This window comes from Streptomyces sp. NPDC021749 (assembly GCF_040640655.1).
Classification (GTDB): Bacteria; Actinomycetota; Actinomycetes; order Streptomycetales; family Streptomycetaceae; genus Streptomyces.
In genome coordinates this window covers 1-21,704 of the sequence record NZ_JBFACE010000070.1, presented here as the reverse complement: position 1 = coordinate 21,704, position 21,704 = coordinate 1, and the positions used below count along the sequence as shown (strand labels likewise).

General features: G+C 73.0%; 19 protein-coding genes and 1 rRNA gene. 10 read left to right on the top strand and 10 right to left on the bottom strand.

Annotated elements, in window-relative coordinates; translation table 11 throughout:
* Nucleotides 1-149: 149 nt before the first annotated feature.
* On the bottom strand, nucleotides 150-1,877 hold the full coding sequence (gene recN, locus AB0G35_RS35820) for a DNA repair protein RecN (RefSeq protein WP_360958522.1): 1,728 nt from the start codon (nucleotides 1,875-1,877) through the stop codon (nucleotides 150-152).
* 411 nt (nucleotides 1,878-2,288) lie between these two features.
* Between recN and AB0G35_RS35815 the strand changes: the two genes are divergently transcribed.
* Nucleotides 2,289-2,552 (top strand): hypothetical protein, encoded by a 264-nt coding sequence (locus tag AB0G35_RS35815; protein ID WP_360958516.1) that lies wholly within the window; start codon nucleotides 2,289-2,291, stop codon nucleotides 2,550-2,552.
* 8 nt (nucleotides 2,553-2,560) lie between these two features.
* Nucleotides 2,561-4,039 (top strand): S41 family peptidase, encoded by a 1,479-nt coding sequence (locus AB0G35_RS35810; RefSeq protein ID WP_360958513.1) that lies wholly within the window; start codon nucleotides 2,561-2,563, stop codon nucleotides 4,037-4,039.
* Between the two features lie 7 nt (nucleotides 4,040-4,046).
* On the opposite strand, the gene AB0G35_RS35805 is transcribed toward AB0G35_RS35810, so the two are convergent.
* From AB0G35_RS35805 to AB0G35_RS35795, 3 genes are read right to left on the bottom strand one after another with little or no spacing between them, the layout of a single operon-like run.
* Nucleotides 4,047-4,988 carry an NAD kinase gene (locus AB0G35_RS35805; protein ID WP_360958510.1) on the bottom strand — a complete coding sequence of 314 codons (942 nt, stop codon included), beginning with the start codon at nucleotides 4,986-4,988 and terminating at the stop codon, nucleotides 4,047-4,049.
* A complete protein-coding gene (locus AB0G35_RS35800) occupies nucleotides 4,985-5,800 on the bottom strand; it encodes a TlyA family RNA methyltransferase (protein WP_360958507.1) in 816 nt (271 codons plus the stop codon). The genes AB0G35_RS35805 and AB0G35_RS35800 overlap by 4 nt, the downstream gene beginning before the upstream one ends.
* A gap of 7 nt (nucleotides 5,801-5,807) precedes the next feature.
* Nucleotides 5,808-6,134: a hypothetical protein gene (locus tag AB0G35_RS35795; protein WP_360958504.1), complete on the bottom strand. Its 327-nt coding sequence runs from the start codon at nucleotides 6,132-6,134 to the stop codon at nucleotides 5,808-5,810.
* Nucleotides 6,135-6,208: 74 nt separating this feature from the next.
* Between AB0G35_RS35795 and AB0G35_RS35790 the strand changes: the two genes are divergently transcribed.
* Entirely contained in the window at nucleotides 6,209-6,556 is a 348-nt protein-coding gene (locus tag AB0G35_RS35790; protein WP_360958501.1) for an SCP2 sterol-binding domain-containing protein, read from the top strand.
* Here the strand turns inward: AB0G35_RS35790 and AB0G35_RS35785 are convergent.
* The 3 genes from AB0G35_RS35785 to AB0G35_RS35775 all read right to left on the bottom strand — a co-directional run bounded on the left by AB0G35_RS35785 (nucleotide 6,540) and on the right by AB0G35_RS35775 (nucleotide 9,578).
* Complete coding sequence (locus AB0G35_RS35785; protein ID WP_360958498.1) at nucleotides 6,540-7,391, bottom strand: ABC transporter ATP-binding protein; 852 nt, start codon at nucleotides 7,389-7,391, stop codon at nucleotides 6,540-6,542. The two genes, AB0G35_RS35790 and AB0G35_RS35785, sit on opposite strands and share 17 nt — an antisense overlap.
* A 70-nt stretch (nucleotides 7,392-7,461) precedes the next feature.
* Nucleotides 7,462-8,532: an iron chelate uptake ABC transporter family permease subunit gene (locus AB0G35_RS35780; RefSeq protein WP_360958495.1), complete on the bottom strand. Its 1,071-nt coding sequence runs from the start codon at nucleotides 8,530-8,532 to the stop codon at nucleotides 7,462-7,464.
* Nucleotides 8,529-9,578 carry an iron chelate uptake ABC transporter family permease subunit gene (locus tag AB0G35_RS35775; RefSeq protein ID WP_360958492.1) on the bottom strand — a complete coding sequence of 350 codons (1,050 nt, stop codon included), beginning with the start codon at nucleotides 9,576-9,578 and terminating at the stop codon, nucleotides 8,529-8,531. The genes AB0G35_RS35780 and AB0G35_RS35775 overlap by 4 nt, the downstream gene beginning before the upstream one ends.
* A gap of 64 nt (nucleotides 9,579-9,642) precedes the next feature.
* On the opposite strand from AB0G35_RS35775, the gene AB0G35_RS35770 reads away from it, so the two are divergent.
* Both AB0G35_RS35770 and AB0G35_RS35765 read left to right on the top strand, forming a co-directional pair.
* Nucleotides 9,643-10,671 carry an ABC transporter substrate-binding protein gene (locus AB0G35_RS35770; protein ID WP_360958489.1) on the top strand — a complete coding sequence of 343 codons (1,029 nt, stop codon included), beginning with the start codon at nucleotides 9,643-9,645 and terminating at the stop codon, nucleotides 10,669-10,671.
* Between the two features lie 135 nt (nucleotides 10,672-10,806).
* The gene (locus AB0G35_RS35765) at nucleotides 10,807-11,697 is read left to right on the top strand and encodes a siderophore-interacting protein (RefSeq protein ID WP_360958486.1); all 891 of its coding nucleotides are present in this window, start codon (nucleotides 10,807-10,809) and stop codon (nucleotides 11,695-11,697) included.
* A 57-nt stretch (nucleotides 11,698-11,754) separates the two neighbouring features.
* Here AB0G35_RS35765 and AB0G35_RS35760 read toward each other — a convergent pair whose 3' ends face one another.
* On the bottom strand, nucleotides 11,755-12,780 hold the full coding sequence (locus tag AB0G35_RS35760) for an HAD-IIA family hydrolase (RefSeq protein ID WP_360958483.1): 1,026 nt from the start codon (nucleotides 12,778-12,780) through the stop codon (nucleotides 11,755-11,757).
* A 93-nt stretch (nucleotides 12,781-12,873) separates the two neighbouring features.
* Here AB0G35_RS35760 and AB0G35_RS35755 point away from each other — a divergent pair, with 93 nt between their 5' ends.
* The 5 genes from AB0G35_RS35755 (at nucleotide 12,874) to AB0G35_RS35735 (ending at nucleotide 19,607) form a co-directional block, all read left to right on the top strand.
* Nucleotides 12,874-14,136, top strand: a complete 1,263-nt coding sequence (locus AB0G35_RS35755; protein WP_360958480.1) for a DUF1015 domain-containing protein — start codon at nucleotides 12,874-12,876, stop codon at nucleotides 14,134-14,136.
* 154 nt (nucleotides 14,137-14,290) lie between these two features.
* Nucleotides 14,291-15,823: an aspartate aminotransferase family protein gene (locus AB0G35_RS35750; RefSeq protein ID WP_360958477.1), complete on the top strand. Its 1,533-nt coding sequence runs from the start codon at nucleotides 14,291-14,293 to the stop codon at nucleotides 15,821-15,823.
* 34 nt (nucleotides 15,824-15,857) lie between these two features.
* The gene (locus AB0G35_RS35745) at nucleotides 15,858-17,177 is read left to right on the top strand and encodes a lysine N(6)-hydroxylase/L-ornithine N(5)-oxygenase family protein (protein ID WP_360958474.1); all 1,320 of its coding nucleotides are present in this window, start codon (nucleotides 15,858-15,860) and stop codon (nucleotides 17,175-17,177) included.
* Nucleotides 17,178-17,250: 73 nt separating this feature from the next.
* On the top strand, nucleotides 17,251-17,817 hold the full coding sequence (locus AB0G35_RS35740; RefSeq protein ID WP_360958471.1) for a GNAT family N-acetyltransferase: 567 nt from the start codon (nucleotides 17,251-17,253) through the stop codon (nucleotides 17,815-17,817).
* Entirely contained in the window at nucleotides 17,817-19,607 is a 1,791-nt protein-coding gene (locus tag AB0G35_RS35735; RefSeq protein WP_360958468.1) for an IucA/IucC family siderophore biosynthesis protein, read from the top strand. Before AB0G35_RS35740 ends, AB0G35_RS35735 begins: the two co-directional genes overlap by 1 nt.
* A gap of 78 nt (nucleotides 19,608-19,685) precedes the next feature.
* Here AB0G35_RS35735 and AB0G35_RS35730 read toward each other — a convergent pair whose 3' ends face one another.
* Nucleotides 19,686-20,426 carry a hypothetical protein gene (locus AB0G35_RS35730; RefSeq protein ID WP_360958519.1) on the bottom strand — a complete coding sequence of 247 codons (741 nt, stop codon included), beginning with the start codon at nucleotides 20,424-20,426 and terminating at the stop codon, nucleotides 19,686-19,688.
* A 1,190-nt stretch (nucleotides 20,427-21,616) separates the two neighbouring features.
* Nucleotides 21,617-21,704, bottom strand: a 5S ribosomal RNA gene (rrf, locus tag AB0G35_RS35725); the annotation flags it as partial.

The following is a 21,704-nucleotide window of genomic DNA, read 5'->3' as shown; positions in this document are numbered from 1 at the left end:
TACAGTGCCGCCAGAAGGGCGTCCAGGCTGGTAGTCACACACGAGCCAACGGGCGCCCTTCGCCATAGTTGCGGCCAGCACAAACATCGGACTCAATCATCTAGGGGGCGGGAGTGGACCGTCCGGCCCCGGGGAGCGCCGCCGGGCGGTCAGCGGCCCGTGCGGGCCGTTTCCAGGAGTTCCTCGGCGTGCGCGCGGGCCGTTTCGGAGTCCTCCTGGCCGGCGAGCATGCGGGAGAGTTCGCGGACCCGTTCCTCGCCCTCCAGGATCGTGACGCCGCTCCTGGTGACCGAGCCGTCGTGGGTCTTCGCCACCAGGAGCTGGCGGTCGGCGAACGCGGCGACCTGCGGGAGGTGGGTGACGACCACGACCTGGGCCGACCTGGCGAGCCGGGCCAGCCGCCGGCCGACCTCGACGGCCGCCTTGCCGCCGACGCCCGCGTCGACCTCGTCGAAGAGGTAGGTCGGTACGGGGTCGGAGCCGGCGAAGACCACCTCGACGGCGAGCATCACCCGGGAGAGCTCACCGCCGGACGCCCCCTTGGCGATCGGCCGGGGCGGGGCGCCGGGGTGCGGGGCCAGGAGGAGTTCGACCTCGTCGGCGCCGGCCGGTCCGTAGGCGACGGTGCGGCCGCCGACCACGATGCCGTCGGCGTCCTCGGGCACCTCGGTCTGCCGGATCTCGACGGTCACCCGGGCGTGCGGCATGGCGAGCTCGGCGAGTTCGGCGGTCACGGCGTCCGCGAAGCGCTCGGCGGACGTGGTGCGGGCATCGGTCAACGTCTGGGCGAGTTCGCCGAGTTCGGCGCGGAGGGCGTCGCGCTCGGCTGTGAGTTCGCCGATCCGGTCGTCGTCGCCGTCCAGTTCGGCGAGCCGGGCGGCGCTCTTCTCCGACCAGGCCAGCACCGCGGCGATGTCCTCGCCGTATTTGCGGGTCAGGCTGTTCAGGGCGGCGCGGCGCTCCTCGACCGCGGCGAGCCGCAGCGGGTCGGCGTCGAGGTTGCCGGCATAACTGGCGAGCTCGCCCGCCACGTCGGCCATCAGGATGCCGATCTCCCCGAGGCGGTCGGCGAGGCCGGCGAGCTCCGGGTCGTGGCTGCGTACGGCTTCCAGGGCGCGGTGCGCGCCGGCGACCAGGGTGGTGGCCTCGACGCCTTCGGGGTCCTCGGGGTTGCCGGCCAGCGCGGCGTGGGCGGCGGTCGCGGCGGAGGCGAGTGCCTCGGCGTGGCCGAGCCGCTCGGCCTCGGCGGCGAGTTCGGTGTCCTCGCCGGGCTGCGGTTCGACCGCGGCGATCTCGTCGAGGCCGAAGCGCAGCAGATCGGCTTCCTGGGCGCGTTCCCGGGCCCGGGTGGTCAGCTCGTCCAGCTCGGCCGTGACGGCCCGCAGCCGGCGGTGCGCGGCGGTGTATTTGGCGAGCGGGACGGCGACCGCGTCCCCGGCGTAGCGGTCCAGGGCCTGGCGCTGCCGGGCGGGGCGCAGCAGGCCCTGCTGGTCGGTCTGGCCGTGCACGGCGACCAGGTCGTCGGCCAACTCGCCGAGCAGGCCGACGGGTACGGAGCGGCCGCCGACGTGGGCCCGTGAGCGGCCCTCGGCGGAGAGGGTGCGGCTGATCAGCAGGGCGCCGTCGTCGAGCTCGGCGCCGGCCTCCTCGGCACGTACCGCGGCCGGGGTCTGCGGGCCGACGCTGATCCGGCCCTCGACGACGGCCGATTTGGCGCCGATCCGTACCAGGGCGGGGTCGGCGCGCCCGCCGAGCAGCAGTCCGAGGCTGGTGACGACCATGGTCTTGCCGGCGCCCGTCTCGCCGGTCACCGCCGTGAAGCCCGGGGACAGCTCGACTACGGCGTCGTCAATGACGCCCAGGGACCGGATCCGCATCTCCTCCAACACGGATACGACCTTACGAGGTCCCGAGGGCGCCCCGCGACGGCCTCCCCTCCCCCGCCCGTCCGGTACTGCGGAAAACCCCACCCGAAAGCGGAGGGTTTCCACATGGTGCGCGGTGCGGCCGGGCCGCCAGGCTGATCACGGCGCCGGGAGGACGGCTCCGCGGGGTTGCGGGACGACCGCGCAGGTCAGGTCGGGGGCGGTCACGCAGGTGCGGCTTCCGGTTCGACCGCTCCGATCACGGTTGCGAAACGAAAGGTGCGCTCATGTCCAGCGGATCGGCGCACGCGGCGTTGCGCGGGCACCGGCCGGCGTTCGCGGGGACGGCGGCGGTGCCGTTCGCCGCGGCGGTCGTCGGGGCGTCGATGACCGCCCGCGGCGACCGCTGCGGAGGGCGTTCCGGTGGCTGCACGGCGGGCGAGGGCGGCCCGCGGCGCCGGGGACACGGCGCTCTTCCTGCTCCTCGGCCCCCACCGCCCTTCTCCCGCTCGCCCCGGCGCTCCCGCGGACCTTCGCTGCGCGCTGCCGTACGTGCCCTGGACGACGGCCGCCGCGCTCGCCGGGGGCGCCCTGCCGCTCGCGCTGCTCGCGACCGGTGTGCCGGTCCGTCCGGCCCTGCTCCGCCGTGCCAGGCACACCCTGGCCGCGGCCCGACCACTCTCATGAGGTATCCGATGAACGACCACTGCGGCCCCGGCCGCTCCCGCCGCTCCCGCGGCACGCTCGCGCTGTTCGCCGCCGTGACGGCCGTGACCGCGCTGACCGCCACCACCGCCTGCGCCGGCGGTCCGGCCGCCGCGCCGGGCCCCGCCGGTTCCCGGACGGCGTCCGCCGCCCACGCGTCCTTGGAGGGCGTGTGGCGGACGGACGGCTACGGGACGCTCGTCACCGTCAAGGGCCGCAGCCTGCGGACGTACGAGACCACCGCCGTCAGCTGTCTGCCGGGGCCCGTCACGGGCACCCGGGCGGGCGCTCCCGATGCCCGGGGCCGAAGCCGGTTCACGGTCCCGGACTCGGCGCCGCTCACGCTGACCCCGGAGGGGGCCGGCGGCGCCCGGTGGTCGAGTGCGGACACCGCGGGCCGGCGGACCCTGCACCGGATCGCCGCGCTGCCCGCCCGGTGCGGGCACCGCCCGCCGCGCGATCCCCGGGCGGTCTTCGACGTGTTCTGGCGGACGTATGCCGAGAACTACCCGTTCTTCCGGGCGAAGAAGATCGACTGGGCGGCGGTCCGCGACCGCTACCGTCCCCGGATCACGGCCCGGACCACCGATGCCGAACTGTTCGCGGTGCTGCGCGCGATGATCGAGCCGCTGCACGACGCGCACACCCGGGTCGTGGCCGGCCCCGACCGCTGGTTCGCGGGGAAACGTCCCGGTACGGTCCTGCCCACCCCGGCCTTCTCCGCCCGGGTCGACAGGGCGATAGCGGCCGGCCTCGGCCCCGGCGTCCACCAGCGCCGGTGGGCGCAGGGCAAGCTGTCCTACGCCGATCTGCCGGGCCGTATCGGGTACTTCCGTGTCACCCAGTTCGCCGGGTACACGAAGAAGGGGGACTACGCGGGGGACGTCGCCGAGCTCGACCGGGCCCTGGACGCCGTGTTCACGAAGGACCGCACCAGGGGGCCGGGGGCGCTGCGCGGCCTGATCGTCGACCTCCGGATGAACGGCGGCGGCGCCGACCCGCTGGGCGTGCGCATCGCTTCCCGGCTCACCGGCCGCGGCTATCCCGCCTACCGCAAGCGGGCGCGCAACGACCCGCGGGATCCGGCGCGGTTCACCGCGCCGGTGCCGGTCCGGGTCCGGCCGCACCAGGGTCCGGTCTACACCGGCCCGGTGGCGGTGCTCACCGGCCGGCTGACCATCAGTGCGGGCGAGACCTTCACCCAGGCCCTGATGGGCCGCTCCCCCGCGCCCACCCGGGTCGGGGAGCACACCCAGGGTGTCTTCTCCGACGTCCTGGACCGCGGCCTGCCGAACGGCTGGCGCTTCGGCCTGCCCAACGAGGAGTTCCTGACCGCCGGCGGCCGGACCTTCGACGGCGCCGGGATCCCTCCGGCCGTACCGGTACCGGTCTTCGCCGGCGCGGACCTCGACGCCGGCCGGGACCCGTCGCTGGCCCGCGCCAGGGCGCTCCTCGCCGGGTCGTCGTAAGCGGCCGTCAGTGGGGCGCGCCGCGCCAGCCCGCCACCGGGAGGGCGAACTTGGCGACCAGGCGGTCGGTGAAGGAGGCGTGGTGCAGCCGTGCCAGGCGGACCGGTACGGCGCCGCGGCGGACCTCGACGCGGGCGCCGGCGGGGAGTTCGACGGTGCGGCGGCCGTCGCACCACAGCACGCCGTGCGGTGTCTTGGGCTGGACCTCGACGGCGAGGACCGAGTGCGGCGAGGTGACCAGCGGCTTGGCGAAGAGGGCGTGGGCGCTGATGGGGACCATCAGCAGCGCCTCGACCTCGGGCCAGACCACCGGGCCGCCGGCCGAGAAGGCGTACGCGGTCGAGCCGGTGGGGGTGGCGCAGACCACACCGTCACCGCCGAAGCGGGAGACCGGCCGGCCGTCGACCTCGGTGACGACCTCCAGCATCCGTTCGCGGGCGGCCTTCTCCACGGACGCCTCGTTGAGCGCCCAGTCGGTGTGCACGATGTTGCCGTTGTTGCGGACGAGGACGTCGAGGGTCATCCGTTCCTCGACCTCGTAGGCGCGGGTGACGACCCGGTCGACGACCTTGTCGAGGTCGTCGCGTTCGGCCTCGGCGAGGAAGCCGACCCGGCCGAGGTTGACGCCGAGCATCGGGACGCCGGACGTACGGGCGAAGTCCGCGCCGCGCAGCAGGGTCCCGTCACCGCCCAGGACCACGAGCAGTTCGCAGCCCTCGGCCGCGCACTGCTCCAGCTCGACGCGTTCCACCGAGGACGGCAGCGGCAGGTCCGCGGCCTCCTCGGCCAGTACCCGCACCCCGATGCCGCTGCGCAGCAGCCCCTGGACGACGAGTTCGGCGCTGCGGACGGCCGCGGGACGGCCGGTGTGTGCGAGCAGGAACACCGTCCGCCGGGCTCCGGTGTTCTCGTGTGCTGCGCTGCCTTCAACTGCCTGGGTTGTGGTCAACGAGGCCCCTCCGCCACTGCACGGTCGACATCCGCCGGGTCGAGTGCAGGCGCCCCGGCGCGCAGCCACAGAAAGTACTCGACATTCCCGGAAGGTCCAGGCAGCGGGCTCGCAACTACTCCAAGTACGCCAAGTCCCAGTTCCGCCGCCCGGGCGGCGACGGCGGTGACCGCCTCGGCCCGCAGTGCGGCGCTGCGCACGACGCCGCCGCTGCCCAGCCGCTCCTTGCCGACCTCGAACTGCGGCTTGACCATGAGCACCAGGTCGGCGTCGGGCGCCGTACAGCCGACCAGCGCGGGCAGTACGAGGCCCAGCGGGATGAACGAGAGGTCGCCCACGACGAGGTCGACGGGCCGGCCGTCGATCTGGTCGAGCGTCAACTCGCGGACGTTGGTGCGGTCCTTCACGGTGACCCGCTCGTCGCTCTGCAGCGACCAGGCGAGCTGGCCGTAGCCGACGTCGACGGCGACGACGTGGCCGGCGCCGGCCCGCAGCAGGACGTCGGTGAAGCCGCCGGTGGAGGCGCCGGCGTCCAGCGCCCGCCGCCCCTCGATCGTCAGGCCGCGCGGGACGAAGGCGGCGAACGCCCCGGCGAGCTTGTGGCCGCCGCGCGACACGTAGTCGGGGTCGCTGTCGTCGGCGCGGACGACGACGGCCGCGCTGGTCTCGACCTGGGTGGCCGGTTTGCTCGCGGTGGTGCCGCCGACGGTCACCCGGCCCGCGGCGATCAGCTGGCTGGCGTGCTCGCGCGAGCGGGCCAGCTTGCGGCGCACCAGCTCCGCGTCGAGTCGGCGTCGTGCCACTCCTGCCACCTGTGGTTCAGCTCCTGTTGTCGTGCGTCGTCGAGGACGGTGCGGGCGGCCCGGGGTGCTGGTCGAGACCGGCCAGTACGTCGCGGAGCCCACGGTGCACATCCTCGTACACCTTGAGGTGTCCGCCCACCGGCAGGTGGTCGGCGTCGGCCAGCCGCCGCAGTCCGGCGTCGACCGCGGCCTGGCCGGTGGGGGCGACGGCGACGCCGAGCGGCCGGGGGCCGGCCTCCTCGGTGGCTGCTGCTTCCCCGGCGCTTGCGTCCGGCTCCGCGGGACCGGCCTGCTCCGTGCTCCCGGCTGCCTCCGGCTCCGGGCCGGGCGTGGACTGTTCCATGCCTCCGACGCTACCGCGCGGGCGGGGTCCGGGGCTGGCGAGCCGTGCGGCGACCTGGCGTATCGTCGATCGCGATGGCAACCCTCGACCAGTGCCGTGCCGCGCTCGACCGGCTGGCCCAGAACCTGTCCTCGGCCGGCGGCTCGGTCCGCAGTGCCGCGGCGCTCGACCGTTCGCTCAGCTGCCGCCTCACCGACCTGGACGTGACGTTCCTCGGCCGGCTGGCACAGGGCAGCATCCGGGACATGACCTGCGTGCCCGGCCCGCCCCCGGGCAAGGCCGAGATCCGGCTGTCCATGACGGGCGACGACCTGGTCGCGCTGGTGGACGGCCGGCTGAACTTCGCCCGTGCCTGGGGCAGCGGCCGGGTCAAGCTGGAGGCCGGGCTGCGCGATCTGCTGCGCCTCAGGACACTGCTGTAGCGGTCTCGCCCACCGTCCCGCCGGCCGCCCGCCGCGCCGCCCGGCCGCCGCGGGCCTGCCGTGCCGCCGGCACGACCAGCGGCGTGCCGGTCTCCGGGTCGTCGATGACCTGGCAGCTGATCCCGAAGACCCGGGCGACCAGCTCGGCGGTGACGATCTCGGCGGGCGGGCCCTGGGCGATGATCTCGCCGCCCTTCATGGCGATGAGGTGGGTCGCGTAGCGGGCGGCGTGGTTGAGGTCGTGCAGCACGGCGACCAGCGTCCGGCCCTGCTCCTCGTGCAGTTCCGCGCACAGGTCCAGCACCTCGATCTGGTGCTGGATGTCCAGGTAGGTGGTGGGCTCGTCGAGGAGGAAGAGCGGGGTCTGCTGGGCGAGCGCCATCGCGATCCAGACCCGCTGGCGCTGGCCGCCGGACAGCTCGTCGACGTAGCGGTCGGCGAGCCCGTCGACGCCGGTGGCCGCCATGGATTCCGCCACGATCCGCTCGTCCTCGCCGGACCACTGCCGCAGCAGCCCCTGGTGCGGGTAGCGGCCGCGCGCCACGAGGTCCGCGACGGTGATGCCGTCCGGGGCGATGGAGGACTGCGGCAGCAGACCGAGCGTCCGGGCGACCTTCTTGGCGGGGAGGGACGAGATCGCCGTGCCGTCCAGCAGCACCGATCCGGCGCTCGGCCTGAGCATCCGGGAGAGGGCGCGCAGCAGCGTGGACTTGCCGCAGGCGTTCGGGCCGACGATGACCGTGAAGGACCGGTCGGGAATGGCGACCGAGAGGTTCTCGGCGATGACCCGCCGGTCGTAGGCGAGGGTGACGTTCTCGGCCGTGAGACGGCTCACTGCGAAGCTCCTGGGGTGGTGGTGACGTGGTCGCGCTGCTGTCGCCCGGGTGCGCCGGGCTGCCGGGGCCTCATACCCGCCCGGCCTTCCGCTCGGCGGCCAGCAGCCACAGCAGATAGCCGCCGCCGAGGACGCCGGTCAGCACGCCCACCGGCAGCTGGTCGGCGCCGAAGAGCCGCTGCGCGGCCCAGTCCGCGGCGACCAGCAGCAGCGCACCCATCAGGGCGGCGGGCAGCAGGTTGGGGCCGGGTGCGCGGGTCAGCCGCCGGGCGAGCTGGGGCGCGGTGAGCGCCACGAAGGAGATCGGTCCGGCCGCCGCGGTGGCCGCGGCGACCAGCACGACGGCGGCCAGCAGTACGACGACGCGCACCCGGTCGACCCGTACCCCCAGCGCGTACGCCGCGTCGTCGCCCATCTCCAGCATCCGCAGCGGCCGCGCGTGGAGCAGGACCAGCGGGACGAGGACGGCGCAGACCGCGGCCAGCGGCCCGACCTGGCCCCAGTCGCGGCCGTTGAGGGAGCCGGTCATCCAGGTGGTGGCCCGGGTCGCCTCGACGATGTTGGCCTTGGTCATGAGGTAGAGGACCATCGCGTAGAGCATGGCGCTGGCCCCGATGCCGACGAGCACGAAGCGGTAGCCGTGGATGCCGCGCTTCCAGGCGAGCAGGAAGATGGCGAGTCCGGTGGCGATGCCGCCGGCGACCGCTCCGGCGGCGACCGCGAAGGTCCCGGCCTGGAAGTAGACGATGGCGGTCAGCGCGCCGACCGACGAGCCCTGGGCGAAGCCCAGCACGTCCGGGCTGCCGAGCGGGTTGCGGGAGACGGTCTGGAAGACCGCCCCGGCGATCCCGAACGCGGCGCCGACCAGCAGCCCCACCAGTACCCGCGGCAGCCGCAGGTCCTGCACGATGAACCGGGCGCCCACGTCGCCGCCGCCGGTCAGCGTGGCGACCACCTCGTCCGGCGTCATCGGGTAGTCGCCGGAACCGATCAGCGCGATGCCGGCGGCCAGCGCGAGGGCCAGCAGCACCAGTCCGACGACCACGGCACGGGCGTCCGGCCGCAGCGAGAGCCCTCCCTTGGTGCGCAGCGCCGCCGCGCGCTTCGTGCCCTGCGCGGGCTTGTCAGCTTGGGCGTTCACAGCTGGGCCATCCTCCGCCGTCGTACGAGATAGATGAAGACCGGTCCGCCGATGACGGCCGTGACGATGCCGACCTGGAGTTCGCCGGGCCGGGCCGCGACCCGGCCGAGGACGTCCGCGCCGAGCAGCAGGACCGGCGAGAGCACCGCCGAGTACGGCAGGATCCAGCGCAGGTCGGGGCCGGTGACGGCCCGTACGACGTGCGGCACCATCAGGCCGACGTAGACGATCGGGCCGCAGGCGGCGGTGGCGCCGCCGCACAGCAGGGTGACCGCGGCCATCGCCAGGACCCGGGTGCGGGTCAGCCGGGTGCCGAGCGCGCGGGCCTGGTCGTCGCCGAGCGCAAGGGCGTTGAGCGGGCGGGCGAGCAGCAGCGCGAGGACCCCGCCGACGGCCAGGAAGGGTGCGACGTGGGTGACCGTCGGCATGGTGGCGGCGGCCAGTGAACCCACCGTCCAGAAGCGCATCTTGTCGAGCGCCGCGGTGTCCATGAGGTTGACGGCGTTGATGTAGCCGACGAGGACGGCGGTCAGTGCGGTGCCGGCGAGCGCGAGCCGTACGGGGGTGGCGTTGCGGGTGCCGCCGAGGACGTAGACGGCGACCGAGACGACCGCGGCGCCGGCGAAGGCGAACCACACGTATCCGGTGAGGGAGGTGATGCCGAAGAAGCTGATGGCGGAGACGACGGCGGCCGAGGCACCGGCGTTGATGCCGAGAATTCCGGGGTCCGCCAGGGGATTTCGGGTCAGTGCCTGCATGACGGTGCCGGCCAGGCCGAGGGCGGTGCCGGCCAGCAGCCCGAGCAGGGTGCGGGGGATGCGCACGTCGTGGACGACCACGTCGGTGTCCGTGCCGGAGTAGTGGAACACCCCGTGCCACACCTGGTCGAGCGGGATCTGTTTGGCGCCGACGGCGATGCCGAGGACGACGACGGCGGCGAGGACGGCCACGGAGCCGAGCAGTCCCGCGGAGCGCAGGGCGTGCCGCCTCCGGGGTGCCGTGGGGGCCGGGGCCGTTGATGCTTCGGGGGGACTGTCGACCAACACGGTAGTTAGGTTAGCCTACCCTCACATCGACTTGCAGGCCCTCCCAGAGAGAAGCGCAGCCACCATGAGCACCTCCCGAAGCGTAACTCCGTCCCGCCGCGGCGTCCTGGCCGCAGGCGGCGCCGTCGGCATCGGCGCCCTGCTGGCCGCGTGCGGCGGTGACAAGGGGACGGCGGGCGCCAACGGCGGTGCCGAGGGCGGCCCGTGGAGCTTCACCGACGACCGCAAGCAGAAGGTCTCCCTCAAGGGCACCCCGCAGCGGATCGTCGCCTTCACCGGCACCGCGGCCGCGCTGCACGACTTCGGGATCGACGACCAGATCGTGGGCGTCTTCGGGCCCACCAAGCTCAAGAACGGCAAGCCCGACCCGCAGGCCGGCGACCTCGACGTCGACAAGGTCACCATCATCGGCAACGCCTACGACCAGTTCAACGTCGAGAAGTACGCGGGACTGCGCCCCGATCTGCTGGTCACCAACATGTACGAGCCGGGCGCGCTGTGGTTCGTGCCGGACGACAGCAAGGACAAGATCACCAAGCTGGCCAAGTCCGTGGCCCTCACCTCGTCCCGGGTCCCGCTCGTCAAGATCATCGAGCGCTACGCGGAACTGGCCGCATCGCTCGGCGCCGACCTCAAGGCCAAGAAGGTCACCGACGCCAAGTCCCGCTTCGAGCAGGCCGCCGAGAAGCTGCGCAAGGCCGCCAAGTCGAACCCGGTCAAGGTGCTCGCCTGCTCCGGCAGCCCGGACCTCTTCTACGCCTCCAACCCCGGCATCAACGCCGACCTGATGTACTACAAGTCCCTCGGCGTCGACCTGATCGTCCCCGACCACCTCGACAAGGGCGGCTACTTCGAGAGCCTGAGCTGGGAGAACGCCGACAAGTACAAGGCGGACGTACTCCTGCTGGACAACCGGACCGCCACCCTCCAGCCCAAGGACCTGGCCGCGAAGCCCTCTTGGGCGAAGCTGCCCGCCGTCAAGGCCGGCCAGATCACGCCGTGGTCGAGCGAGCCGCGCTTCTCCTACGCGGGCTCCGCACCGCTCATCGAGACGCTGGCCAAGGCCGTCGAGAGCGCCAAGAAGGTCAGCTGACGCAGCGACGAGCCGCGCGGACCGGCCCGCCTCCGGGCCGCCCGCACGGCAGGTCCGCCGGCCGCGACCGCCCGCCCGCATCCGCGCGCCTCCGCAGCCCCACCCACCCCCACACCACCTCCGGGAGGTTCCCGCATGACCACGACCGCCGCCCCCGCCACCGCCCCCTTCCGCTTCTTCGACGTGCACGTCGTCCGCTCGCGACGGCTCGGCCCCTCCATGGTGCGGGTCACCTTCGGCGGCGAGCGGCTGGACGAACTGGCCTCCGGCGGCCGTGACCAGCGCTTCAAGCTCTTCCTCCCGCAACCTCACCAGGACCGCCCGGTCTTCGACGACATGGGCGACGGCTGGTACACCGCCTGGCGGGCCCAGGACCCGGCCGAGCGCGCGGTGATGCGCTCGTACACCCTGCGCGAACAGCGCCCGGATTCCGGGGAGTTCGACGTGGACTTCGCGCTGCACGGCGCGGAACCGGGGGCTGCCGTGACGCAGGGCGGGCCGGCCTCCCGCTGGGCCGCCGCGGCCCGCCCCGGCGACCGGCTGACCGTCCTCGCCCCGGCCGTCGAGGACAACGGCGGCGTCGACTTCCGCCCGCCGGCCGGCACCGACTGGATCCTGATCACCGGCGACGAGACGGCGCTGCCCGCCATCGCCGGCATCCTGTCCTGGCTCTCCCCCGGCACCCGGGCCGAGGTCTTCATCGAGATCGGGCACGAGGACGACCGGCAGCCGCTGCCGACCTTCGCGGACGCCGAGGTCACCTGGCTCGTCCGGGACCCGGCCTCCGCGGCGCACCACGAGCCGGTGCTCGACGCGCTGCGCACCGCCGAACTGCCCGCCGGCACGCCGTACGCCTGGGTCGCCGGGGAGTCCGGCACCGTCAAGGCGGTGCGCCGCCATCTGGTCCGCGAGCGCGGCTTCGACCGCCGGGCGGTCAAGTTCACCGGCTACTGGCGGCGCGGCGCCACCGAGGAGGACCTGCTCGCCGAGCTGACCGCGGGTACCGCGGCGGCCGACGAGGACTGAGCCGTCGGCCGCCGTGCGCCGGGGCCCCGCCTCACCGAGGGCCCCGTGGCGCCGTCCTCACATCCCGATCCGGGCCAGCGCCTTCCCCGCGTCCGCCCGGCAACTGCCGTCCCCCGCCTGCGTCCAGGCCGCCGCGCACAGCGCCCGCAGCCCGTCCAGCGGCGCCCCCTCGCCCGCCACGGCGAGCGCGTCGCCGGCGGCCTCGGCCCGCCAGCCGCCGCACCGGAAGCCGTCCCCGTCCGCGGTCACCTCCGGCTGCGGCACGAGCAGTCCACGCAGATCCGCGTCCACGTAGGAGGGGCGGTGCTCCGGCGGCGCGGCCAGCAGTTCGGCGGGGGTGGTCACGCCGGTGAGCACCAGCAGGGAGTCCACCGCGCCGTTGTGGGCGCCCTCGATGTCGGTGTCCAGCCGGTCGCCGATCACCAGCGGCCGCCGGGCGCCGGTCCGCAGCACCGTCTCGCGGTGCATCGGCGGCTGCGGCTTGCCCGCCACCTGGGGCGTGCCGCCCGCCGCGATCCGGACGACCTCGACCAGCGCGCCGTTGCCGGGCGCGATCCCGCGCTCCTTGGGGATCGTCAGGTCGGTGTTGGAGGCGAACCACGGCACCCCGCGCTGCACCGCGTAGGCGGCCTCGGCCAGCCGTTCCCAGTCCAGGGCCGGGTCGTAGCCCTGCACCACGGCCGCCGGCCCGTCGTCCGCGGAGAACACCGGCTCCAGGCCGCGCTCGCGCAGCGCCACCAGCAGTCCCTCGCCGCCGATCGCCAGTACCCGGGCGCCCGCCGGCACCTGCTCGGCGATCAGCCGGGCCACCGCCTGCGCCGAGGTGATCACGTCGTCGGCGCCGGTGGGCAGTCCGAACGCGGACAGCTGGTCGGCGACGGCCTGCGGGGTGCGGGCCGCGTTGTTGGTCACGTACGCCAGGTGCATCCCGCCGTCCCGGGCGGTGGTCAGCGATTCCACGGCGTGCGCAATGGCCCGGCCACCGGCGTAGACGACCCCGTCCAGATCCAGCAGCGCCGTGTCGTACACCTCGCTCAGCGCGCGCCGGCTCCCGTCGGGCTGCCTGCGAACCTGCTCGTTCATGCCGTCCTGCTCCTCGCACCTGCCGGTATTTCCAGCCACATCCGGACTGTCCCCCGATCTTCCCTCATCGCCCCCGCGGCATAGCATTCTTCAATGACCGATACCGACGGCCTCCGCCTCCTCCCGTTCCGCGGACTGCGCTACGCCCCGGACCGGATCAGCAGCCTCACCGCCGTGACCTCGCCGCCGTACGACGTGGTGGTCCGGCCGGAGGGGGTGCGCCATCTGGAGACCGCCGATCCGTACAACATCGTCCGGCTGATCCTGCCGCACGCCGCGGACCCCGCCGCCCGGCACCGCCAGGCCGCCGACACCCTGCGCCGCTGGCGCGCCGAAGGGGTGCTGGCGCAGGACCCCGAACCCGCACTGTACGTGTACGAGCAGCGCTCCGGCGAGGTGCTGCAGCGTGGGCTGATCGGCGCGCTGTGCCTGGACGGCCCGGTGCTGCCGCACGAGGACGTGATCCCCGAGGTCGTCGAGGACCGGGCCGCCCTGATGCGCGCCGCGGCGGCCAATTTCGAGCCGCTGCTGCTGTCGTACCGTGGCGGGAATCCGGCGAACGGCGCGACCGCGGTGATCGAGCGCGTGGTGGAGGGCACCCCGCTGCTGGCCACCACCACGGAGGACGGTTTCACCCACCGCCTGTGGGCGGTCACCGCCCCCGCCGACCTCGCCACCATCGACGCGGACCTCGCCGGCCGGCAGGCGCTGATCGCCGACGGCCACCACCGCTGGGCGACCTACCAGCGGCTCTACGAGCAGCAGCCGGGTGCCACCGCCGCCTCCCCCTGGGCGTCCGGCCTGGTCCTGCTGGTCGACACCGCCCGCTATCCGCTCCAGGTCCGCGCGATCCACCGCGTACTGCCACATCTGCCGCCCGCCAAGGCGCTGGCGGATCTGGCCGGCGCCTTCCGCACCCGTGCGCTCCCGGGCGGACTGCCGGACGCCCTGCGCACCCTGGAGGAGACGCCCGGGACGGCCTTCGTCCTCAGTGGCGGGCCGGACACCTTCCACCTCCTGGACCGCCCCGATCCCGAGCTGCTGGACCGTACGATCCGCCGGGACCGGCCCGAGGCGTGGCGGCGGCTGGACGCCACCGTGCTGCACTCCGTCCTGCTGGACGAGGTCTGGCACATCCCCGACCACCCGTCGGACATCGGCTATCTGCACCACGCCGAGGCCGCCGTCGAACACGCCGTCCGGCACGGCGGGTCGGCCGTGCTGATGCGCGCCACGTCCGAGGAGACCGTCCGTCAACTCGCCGAGTGCGGGGTGACGATGCCGCGCAAGTCCACCTCGTTCGGCCCCAAGCCCGCCACGGGCCTGGTGCTGCGGACGCTGGAGGACGACAACTGAGCCGCGTACAGGGCCCGTAGGGGCCCCGCCTCCCCACCCGGGGCGTAGTTAGGTTAGGCTTACCTCACTACGTCGCCGGGCGGGTCTCCCTGCCCCTGCGCACACCCCCACCTGCGCAGGACGTGGTCAACTCCGCACCAGGGAGGACACCTTCATGAGTCTCCTCGCGCACTCCGCCGAGGACCCGGCCGACAGCCGGACGTATCTGCTCAACAACGGTACGGCCCACCGCTACCACAGCGCGGTCACCGAGAGCGTCACACGGATCAGCGCCAAAATCGCCGGTACCGCCCGCCCGTTCACCGGCATCTCCGTCGACCGCCTCACCCCCGCGATCGCCGGTGTCGACCTCGACGCCCCGCTGCACGACGCGGCCGCCGCGCTCGACGAACTCGAAGAGGTCTACCTCCGCGACGCGGTCTACTTCCACCACCCGCGCTACCTCGCCCACCTCAACTGCCCCGTGGTGATCCCCGCACTCGTCGGCGAGGCCGTGCTCTCCGCCGTCAACTCCTCCCTGGACACCTGGGACCAGAGCGCCGGCGGCACGCTCATCGAACGCCGGCTGATCGACTGGACGGCCGCCCGGATCGGCCTCGGCGAGCTGGCCGACGGCGTCTTCACCAGCGGCGGCAGCCAGTCCAACCTCCAGGCCATGCTGCTCGCCCGCGACGAGGCCTGCCGCCGCGAACTGGCCCGCAACGACTCCCCCTCCGAGGCCCGGCGCACCGACGTCCTCCCCCGGCTGCGCATCCTGACCTCCGCATGCAGCCACTTCAGCATCCGCAAGGCCGCCACCCTGCTGGGCCTGGGCGCCGAGGCCGTCATCACCGTACCCGTCGACGCCGAGAAGCGGATGCGCACCGACGCCCTCACCGACGAACTGGCCCGCTGCCACCGCGACGGCCTGATACCCATGGCGGTCGTCGCCACCGCCGGCACCACCGACTTCGGCTCCATCGACCCGCTCCCGGAGACCGCCGACCTGTGCGCCCGCCACGGCGCCTGGATGCACGTCGACGCCGCCTACGGATGCGGACTGCTGGTCTCCCGCCGCCGCGACCTCCTCGACGGCATCGAACGCGCCGACTCCGTCACCGTCGACTACCACAAGTCCTTCTTCCAGCCGGTCAGTTCGAGCGCCGTCCTGGTCCGCGACCGCGCCACCCTGCGGCACGTCACCTACCACGCGGACTACCTCAACCCGCGCCGGATGGCCGAGGCCCAGATCCCCAACCAGGTCGACAAGTCGATCCAGACCACCCGCCGCTTCGACGCCCTCAAACTCTGGCTCACCCTGCGCATCATGGGCGCCCGGGCCGTCGGCGAACTCTTCGACGAGGTCGTCGACCGCGCGGCCGACGCCTGGAAACTCCTCCACGACGACCCCCGCTTCGAGGTGGTCACCGAACCCAGCCTGAGCACCCTGGTCTTCCGCTACGTCCCCAGCGCCGCCCCGGACCCCGAACTCGCCGACCGGGTCAACCTGCACGCCCGCGAGGCCCTGTTCGCCTCCGGTGACGCGATCGTCGCCGGCACCAAGGTCGACGGCCGCCACTACCTCAAGTTCACCCTGCTCAACCCCGAGACCACCCTCGACGACATCGCCACCGTCCTCGACCTGATCGCCGAGCACGCCGGCGCCCACCTCGCCGAGCAGCCCCGGCCGGCGCTCAGCGCGCGCTGACCCTCCCCGAGCCGAACCCCCCATCGGAGACCCCGTGTCCGCCCCTTACGACTTCCTCGCCATCGGCCTCGGCCCCTTCAACCTGGGCCTGGCCTGCCTGACCGAGCCGATCGACGGACTCAACGGCCTGTTCCTGGACGACAAACCGTCCTTCGACTGGCACCCCGGCATGATGCTGGAGAGCAGCCACCTCCAGGTCCCCTTCATGGCCGACCTGGTCACCCTCGCCGATCCGACCTCCCCGTTCTCCTTCCTCAACTACCTGAAGGAATCCGGCCGGATCTACCCGTTCTACATCCGCGAGAGCTTCTATCCGCTGCGCGCCGAGTTCAACGACTACTGCCGCTGGGCGGCCGGCAAACTCGACACCATCCGCTTCGGACACCGCGTCACCACCGTCGAGTACGACGCCCGCGAGGAGCTGTACACCGTCCACGCCGAGCACCTCCCCACCGGCGAACACCTCACCTTCCGCGCCCGCAAACTCGTCCTCGGCACCGGCACCCCGCCGCACCTCCCCGAGGCATGCCGGGACCTCGGCGGCGACCTGCTGCACAACGCCGGCTACCTGGACGCCAAACCCGCCCTCCAGGCCAAGGACTCGATCACCCTGATCGGCAGCGGCCAGAGCGCCGCGGAGATCTACTACGACCTGCTGACGGACATCGACGGCCACGGCTACCACCTGACCTGGGCCACCCGCTCGCCGCGCTTCTTCCCCCTCGAATACACCAAGCTCACGCTGGAGATGACCTCACCGGAGTACGTGGACTACTTCCACGCCCTCCCCCGGGCCACCCGCGACCGGCTCAACGCCACCCAGAAGCACCTCTACAAGGGCATCGACTCCGAGCTGATCAACGAGATCTACGACCTGCTCTACCAGAAGAGCCTGGCCGGCCCGGTCCGCACCCGCCTGCTCACCAACACCGCCCTGCACACCGCCTCCTACGACGAGACCTCCGGCACCTACACCCTGGGCCTGCGACAGGAGGAACAGGGCACCGACTTCACCCTCGACACCCAGGGCCTGGTCCTCGCCACCGGCTACCGCTACCGCGTCCCGGACTTCCTCGAACCGGTCCGCGACCGGATCGCCTGGGACGACGCCGGCCGCTACGCCGTCGCCCGCAACTACAGCATCGACACCACCGGCCAGGGCATCTACGTGCAGAACGCCGAACTGCACACCCACGGCTTCGTCACCCCCGACCTCGGCATGGCCGCCTACCGCAACTCCTGCCTCATCCGCGAGCTGCTCGGCCGCGAGTACTACCCGGTCGAAAAGGCCATCGCCTTCCAGGAGTTCGCCGCCCCGGCCGGTTCGCACCACCCCATGGAGATACCCGCATGAACGAGCGAAGCGAGCGAATCATCGAAAGGTGCGCACCGAGCGAGTGCGAGGCCGAGCGAAGCGAGGTGTGGGCATGAGCACCCTCGTCTTCACCCGCACCGATCCCGCTCTCGGGGAATTCTCCCTACGGCCCGTCGACCCCGCCGCCGACGCCGCCGTCCTGCACTCCTGGGTCACCCACCCCAAGGCCGTCTTCTGGCTGATGCAGGACTGCGACCTGCCCGCCGTGCAGAAGGAGTTCGCACGGATCGCCGCCGACCCCCACCACGACGCCTTCCTCGGCCTGCACAACGGCACCCCGGCCTTCCTGATGGAGCGCTACGACCCCGCCCACCGCGAACTGGTCGGCATCCACCTCGCCGAACCCGGCGACATCGGCATGCACTTCCTCTGCGCCCCCACCGACACCCCGGTCCACGGCTTCACCCGCGCCGTGATCACCACCGTCATGGAGATGCTCTTCGCCGACCCGGCCACCCGCCGCGTCGTCGTCGAACCGGACACCCGCAACACCGGCGTGCACGCCCTCAACAAGGCCGTCGGGTTCGAGATCCAGCGCACCGTCTCGCTCCCCTCCAAAGACGCCTACCTGAGCACCTGCACCCGCGACCAGTTCCTGGCCGCCCGAGGAGACCACTGATGCCCACCGCCCAGGACGCCGTCGCCCACCTCACCCCCGCCCTGTGGGCCCGCGCCAACCGCCTGCTGATCCGCAAGGGCCTGGCCGAGTTCGCCCACGAGCGGCTGCTGGCCCCCCAGCGCCTGCCGCAGGACGGCCACTACGCCGTACGCAGCGACGACGGCGGCACCGAATACCGCTTCGCCGCCCGCAGAACCGCCCTCGACCACTGGCAGGTCGACCCCGACAGCATCACCCGCCACCGCGGAACCGACGAACTCCCCCTGGACGCCCTGGAGTTCTTCCTCGAACTCCGCACCTCCCTGGGCCTCGGCCAGGAGATCCTGCCGGTCTACCTGGAGGAGATCAGCTCCACCCTCTCCGGCACCGCCTACAAACTCGCCCAAGACCAGCCCTCCGCCGCCGAACTCGCAAAGTCCGGCTTCCAGGCCATCGAAACCGGCATGACCGAGGGCCACCCCTGCTTCGTCGCCAACAACGGCCGCCTCGGCTTCGGCATCCACGAGTACCACGCCTACGCCCCCGAGACCGCCACCCCGCTGACGCTGATCTGGCTCGCCGCCCGCCGCGACCACGCCACCTTCACCGCCGGCGCCGGCCTCGACTACGACACTCTGATCCGCGCCGAACTCCCCGAGGAGACCCGCACCCGCTTCACCGCCACCCTCACCGGCCTCGGCCTCGACCCCGACGACTACTACCTCTTCCCCACCCACCCCTGGCAGTGGTGGAACAAGCTGTCGGTCACCTTCGCCGCCGAGGTCGCCCGGCAGCACCTGGTCTGCCTGGGCCCCGGCGACGACGAGTACCTCGCCCAGCAGTCCATCCGCACCTTCTTCAACACCACCGACCCGGCCAAGCACTACGTCAAAACGGCCCTCTCGGTCCTCAACATGGGCTTCATGCGCGGCCTGTCCGCCTCGTACATGGAGGCCACCCCGGCCATCAACGACTGGCTGGCCCGGCTCATCGACGCCGACGCCACCTTCCGGGCCGCCCGCTTCTCGATCATCCGCGAGCGCGCCGCCATCGGCTACCACCACCGCCAGTACGAGGCCGCCACCGAGAAGGGCTCCCCGTACCTGAAGATGCTGGCCGCCCTCTGGCGGGAGAGCCCGGTCCCCACCCTGGAGCCGGGCCAGCGCCTGGCCACCATGGCCTCGCTGCTCCACACCGACCGCGACGGCGACTCCCTCGCCGGCGCCCTCATCGAGGAGTCCGGCCTGGAGCCCGCCGACTGGCTCCGCCGCTACCTCGACGGCTACCTCGTCCCGGTCCTGCACGCGTTCTACGCCTACGACCTGGTCTTCATGCCGCACGGCGAGAACGCCATCCTGGTCATCGAGGACGGCGCCGTGGCCCGCGTGATCTTCAAGGACATCGCGGAGGAGATCGCCGTCATGGACCCCGACGCGGTGCTGCCGCCCGCCGTCGAACGCATCCGCGCCGGCGTCCCCGAGGACAAGAAGCTCCTCTCCGTCTTCACCGACGTCTTCGACTGCTTCTTCCGCTTCCTCGCCGCCACCCTCGACGACCGCGGCATCCTCGACGAGGCCACCTTCTGGCGCACGGTCGCCGCATGCGTCACCGACTACCAGGCGGCCCACCCCCACCTCGCCGACCGGTTCGCGCAGTACGACCTGTTCACCGACGAGTTCGCGCTCTCCTGCCTCAACCGCCTCCAGCTGCGCAACAACCAGCAGATGGTCGACCTCCAGGACCCCGCGGGCGCCCTCCAGCTCATCGGCACCCTCCACAACCCGATCGCCCCGCACGCACCGGCCCGCTGACCCCCACACCCCCACAACGCCGAAGGGCGGGACCCCACCGGGATCCCGCCCTTCGTTCGTCACGTGGTCCGGCGACCGTCAGTCCTTCTCGGACCGCTCCTCGCCCTCGGCACCGTGGTTCTCCTCCGACTCGCCGGACTCCTCCAGCACATCGGTGAACTCCACACCGTCCAGCTCCGCCAGCCGGTCCGAGGCGTCCGTGGTACCGCCCTGGTCTGCCTCCAGCGCCCGGGCGAACCAGTCACGGGCCTCGCCTTCACGCCCGACCTCCAGCAGCGCATCGGCGTACGCGTACCGCAGCCGTGCCGTCCACGGGTGCACGGCCGTCGACGCCAGCTCCGGGCTCTGCAGCGTCACCACCGCCGCGTCCGCCTGCCCCATGTCCCGACGGGCACCCGCCGCGACCAGCCGCATCTCGACCTGCCCGGCCCGGTCCAGCTTCTGCACCTCGGGCTCGCCGGCCATCGCCAGCGCCTTCTCCGGCCGGCCCAGCCCACGCTCGCAGTCCGCCATCACGGGCCACAGCTCCACGCTGCCGGTCATCCGCCGCGCCGCCCGGAACTCCGCCAGCGCCTCGCTGTACTTGCCGACCGCGTACGCCGCGAAGCCTGCGGCCTCCCGCACCGCCGCCACGCGCGACGCCAGCCGCAGCGCCACCCGCGAGTACCCGTAGGCCTTCTCCGGGTCCTCGTCCAGCAGCCGCGCGACCATCACCAGGTTCCTGGCGACATCCCCGGCCAGCGTCTTCGGCAGGCTCATCAGCTCCTGCCGGACATCCTTGTCGATCTCCTCACCGGTGACGTCGTCCGGAATCGGCAGCCGCTTGATCGGCTCCCGCTCCCGGTCCCGCCGCTCGTCCCGACGGTCGTCCCGGCCGCGCCCGCCACCGTACGGCCGGCGCCCACCGCGCTCGTCGTCCCGCCGGAACCCGCCACGGTCGTCCCGCCGCGGCCCCCGGTCGTCCCGCCGGAACCCGCCACGTCCCCCACGCTCATCATCGCGCCGGAACCCCCCACGGTCGTCCCGCCGGTCATCGCGCCGGTCGTCCCGGCGCTCGTCCCGCCGGAACCCACCGCGCTCGCCACCGTGCCCACGCTCGTCGCGCCGGAACCCACCACGGTCATCGCGCCGCTCGTCCCGCCGGAACCCACCACGGTCGTCCGGCCGCTCCTCTCTCCGGAAGCCACCACGGTCGTCCCGCCGCTCCTCCCTCCGGAAGCCCCCACGGTCGTCCCGCCGCTCCTCCCTCCGGAAGCCGCCACGGTCATCCCGCCGCTCTTCCCGGCGGAACCCACCGCGCTCGCCACCACCCGACCGCTCATCGCGCCGGAACCCGCCACGGTCACGGTCGCCACCGTGCGCCCGCTCGCCCCGGGGGAACCGCTCGTCCCGCCGGTCATCCCGCCGGAAGCCCCCACGGTCATCCCGGCGCTCCTCCCTCCGGAAGCCGCCACGGTCATCGCGACGCTCTTCCCGGCGGAACCCACCACGCTCGCCACCACCCGACCGCTCATCGCGCCGGAACCCGCCACGGTCACGGTCGCCACCGTGCGCCCGCTCGTCCCGGCGGAAGCCGCCCCCGCGCTCATCGTCGCGACGCGGCCCACGCGGCCGCTCGTCCCGACGGTCGCCGCCACGGAAGCCACCGCGGTCGCCACCCGAAGGGCGGTCATCACGGCGGAATCCACCGCGTCCACCGCCCCGTTCATCCCGTCGGAACCCGCCGCGATCACCGCGGTCGCCGCCACGGCTGTCCCTGCTGTCCCTGTTGTCCCGGCTGTCGCGCCGCGGCCCCCGGTCGTCACGCCGGAAACCACCGCGGTCACCGTCGTCACGCCGCTGCGGCCGGCGCTCCGAACGATCGTCGGAAGAGTTGGTGGACATCGACGTGACTCCTGTCTTCGGTACTGCATTCATTCTCACGCACCGACCACTTCGGCGCGCTTCGGAAAAACAAAAGGACCCTTGGTCCCAGCATGCACGCTGGGACCAAGGGTCCTTGAAAGATTGTTCGGCGGCGTCCTACTCTCCCACAGGGTCCCCCCTGCAGTACCATCGGCGCTGAAAGGCTTAGCTTCCGGGTTCGGAATGTAACCG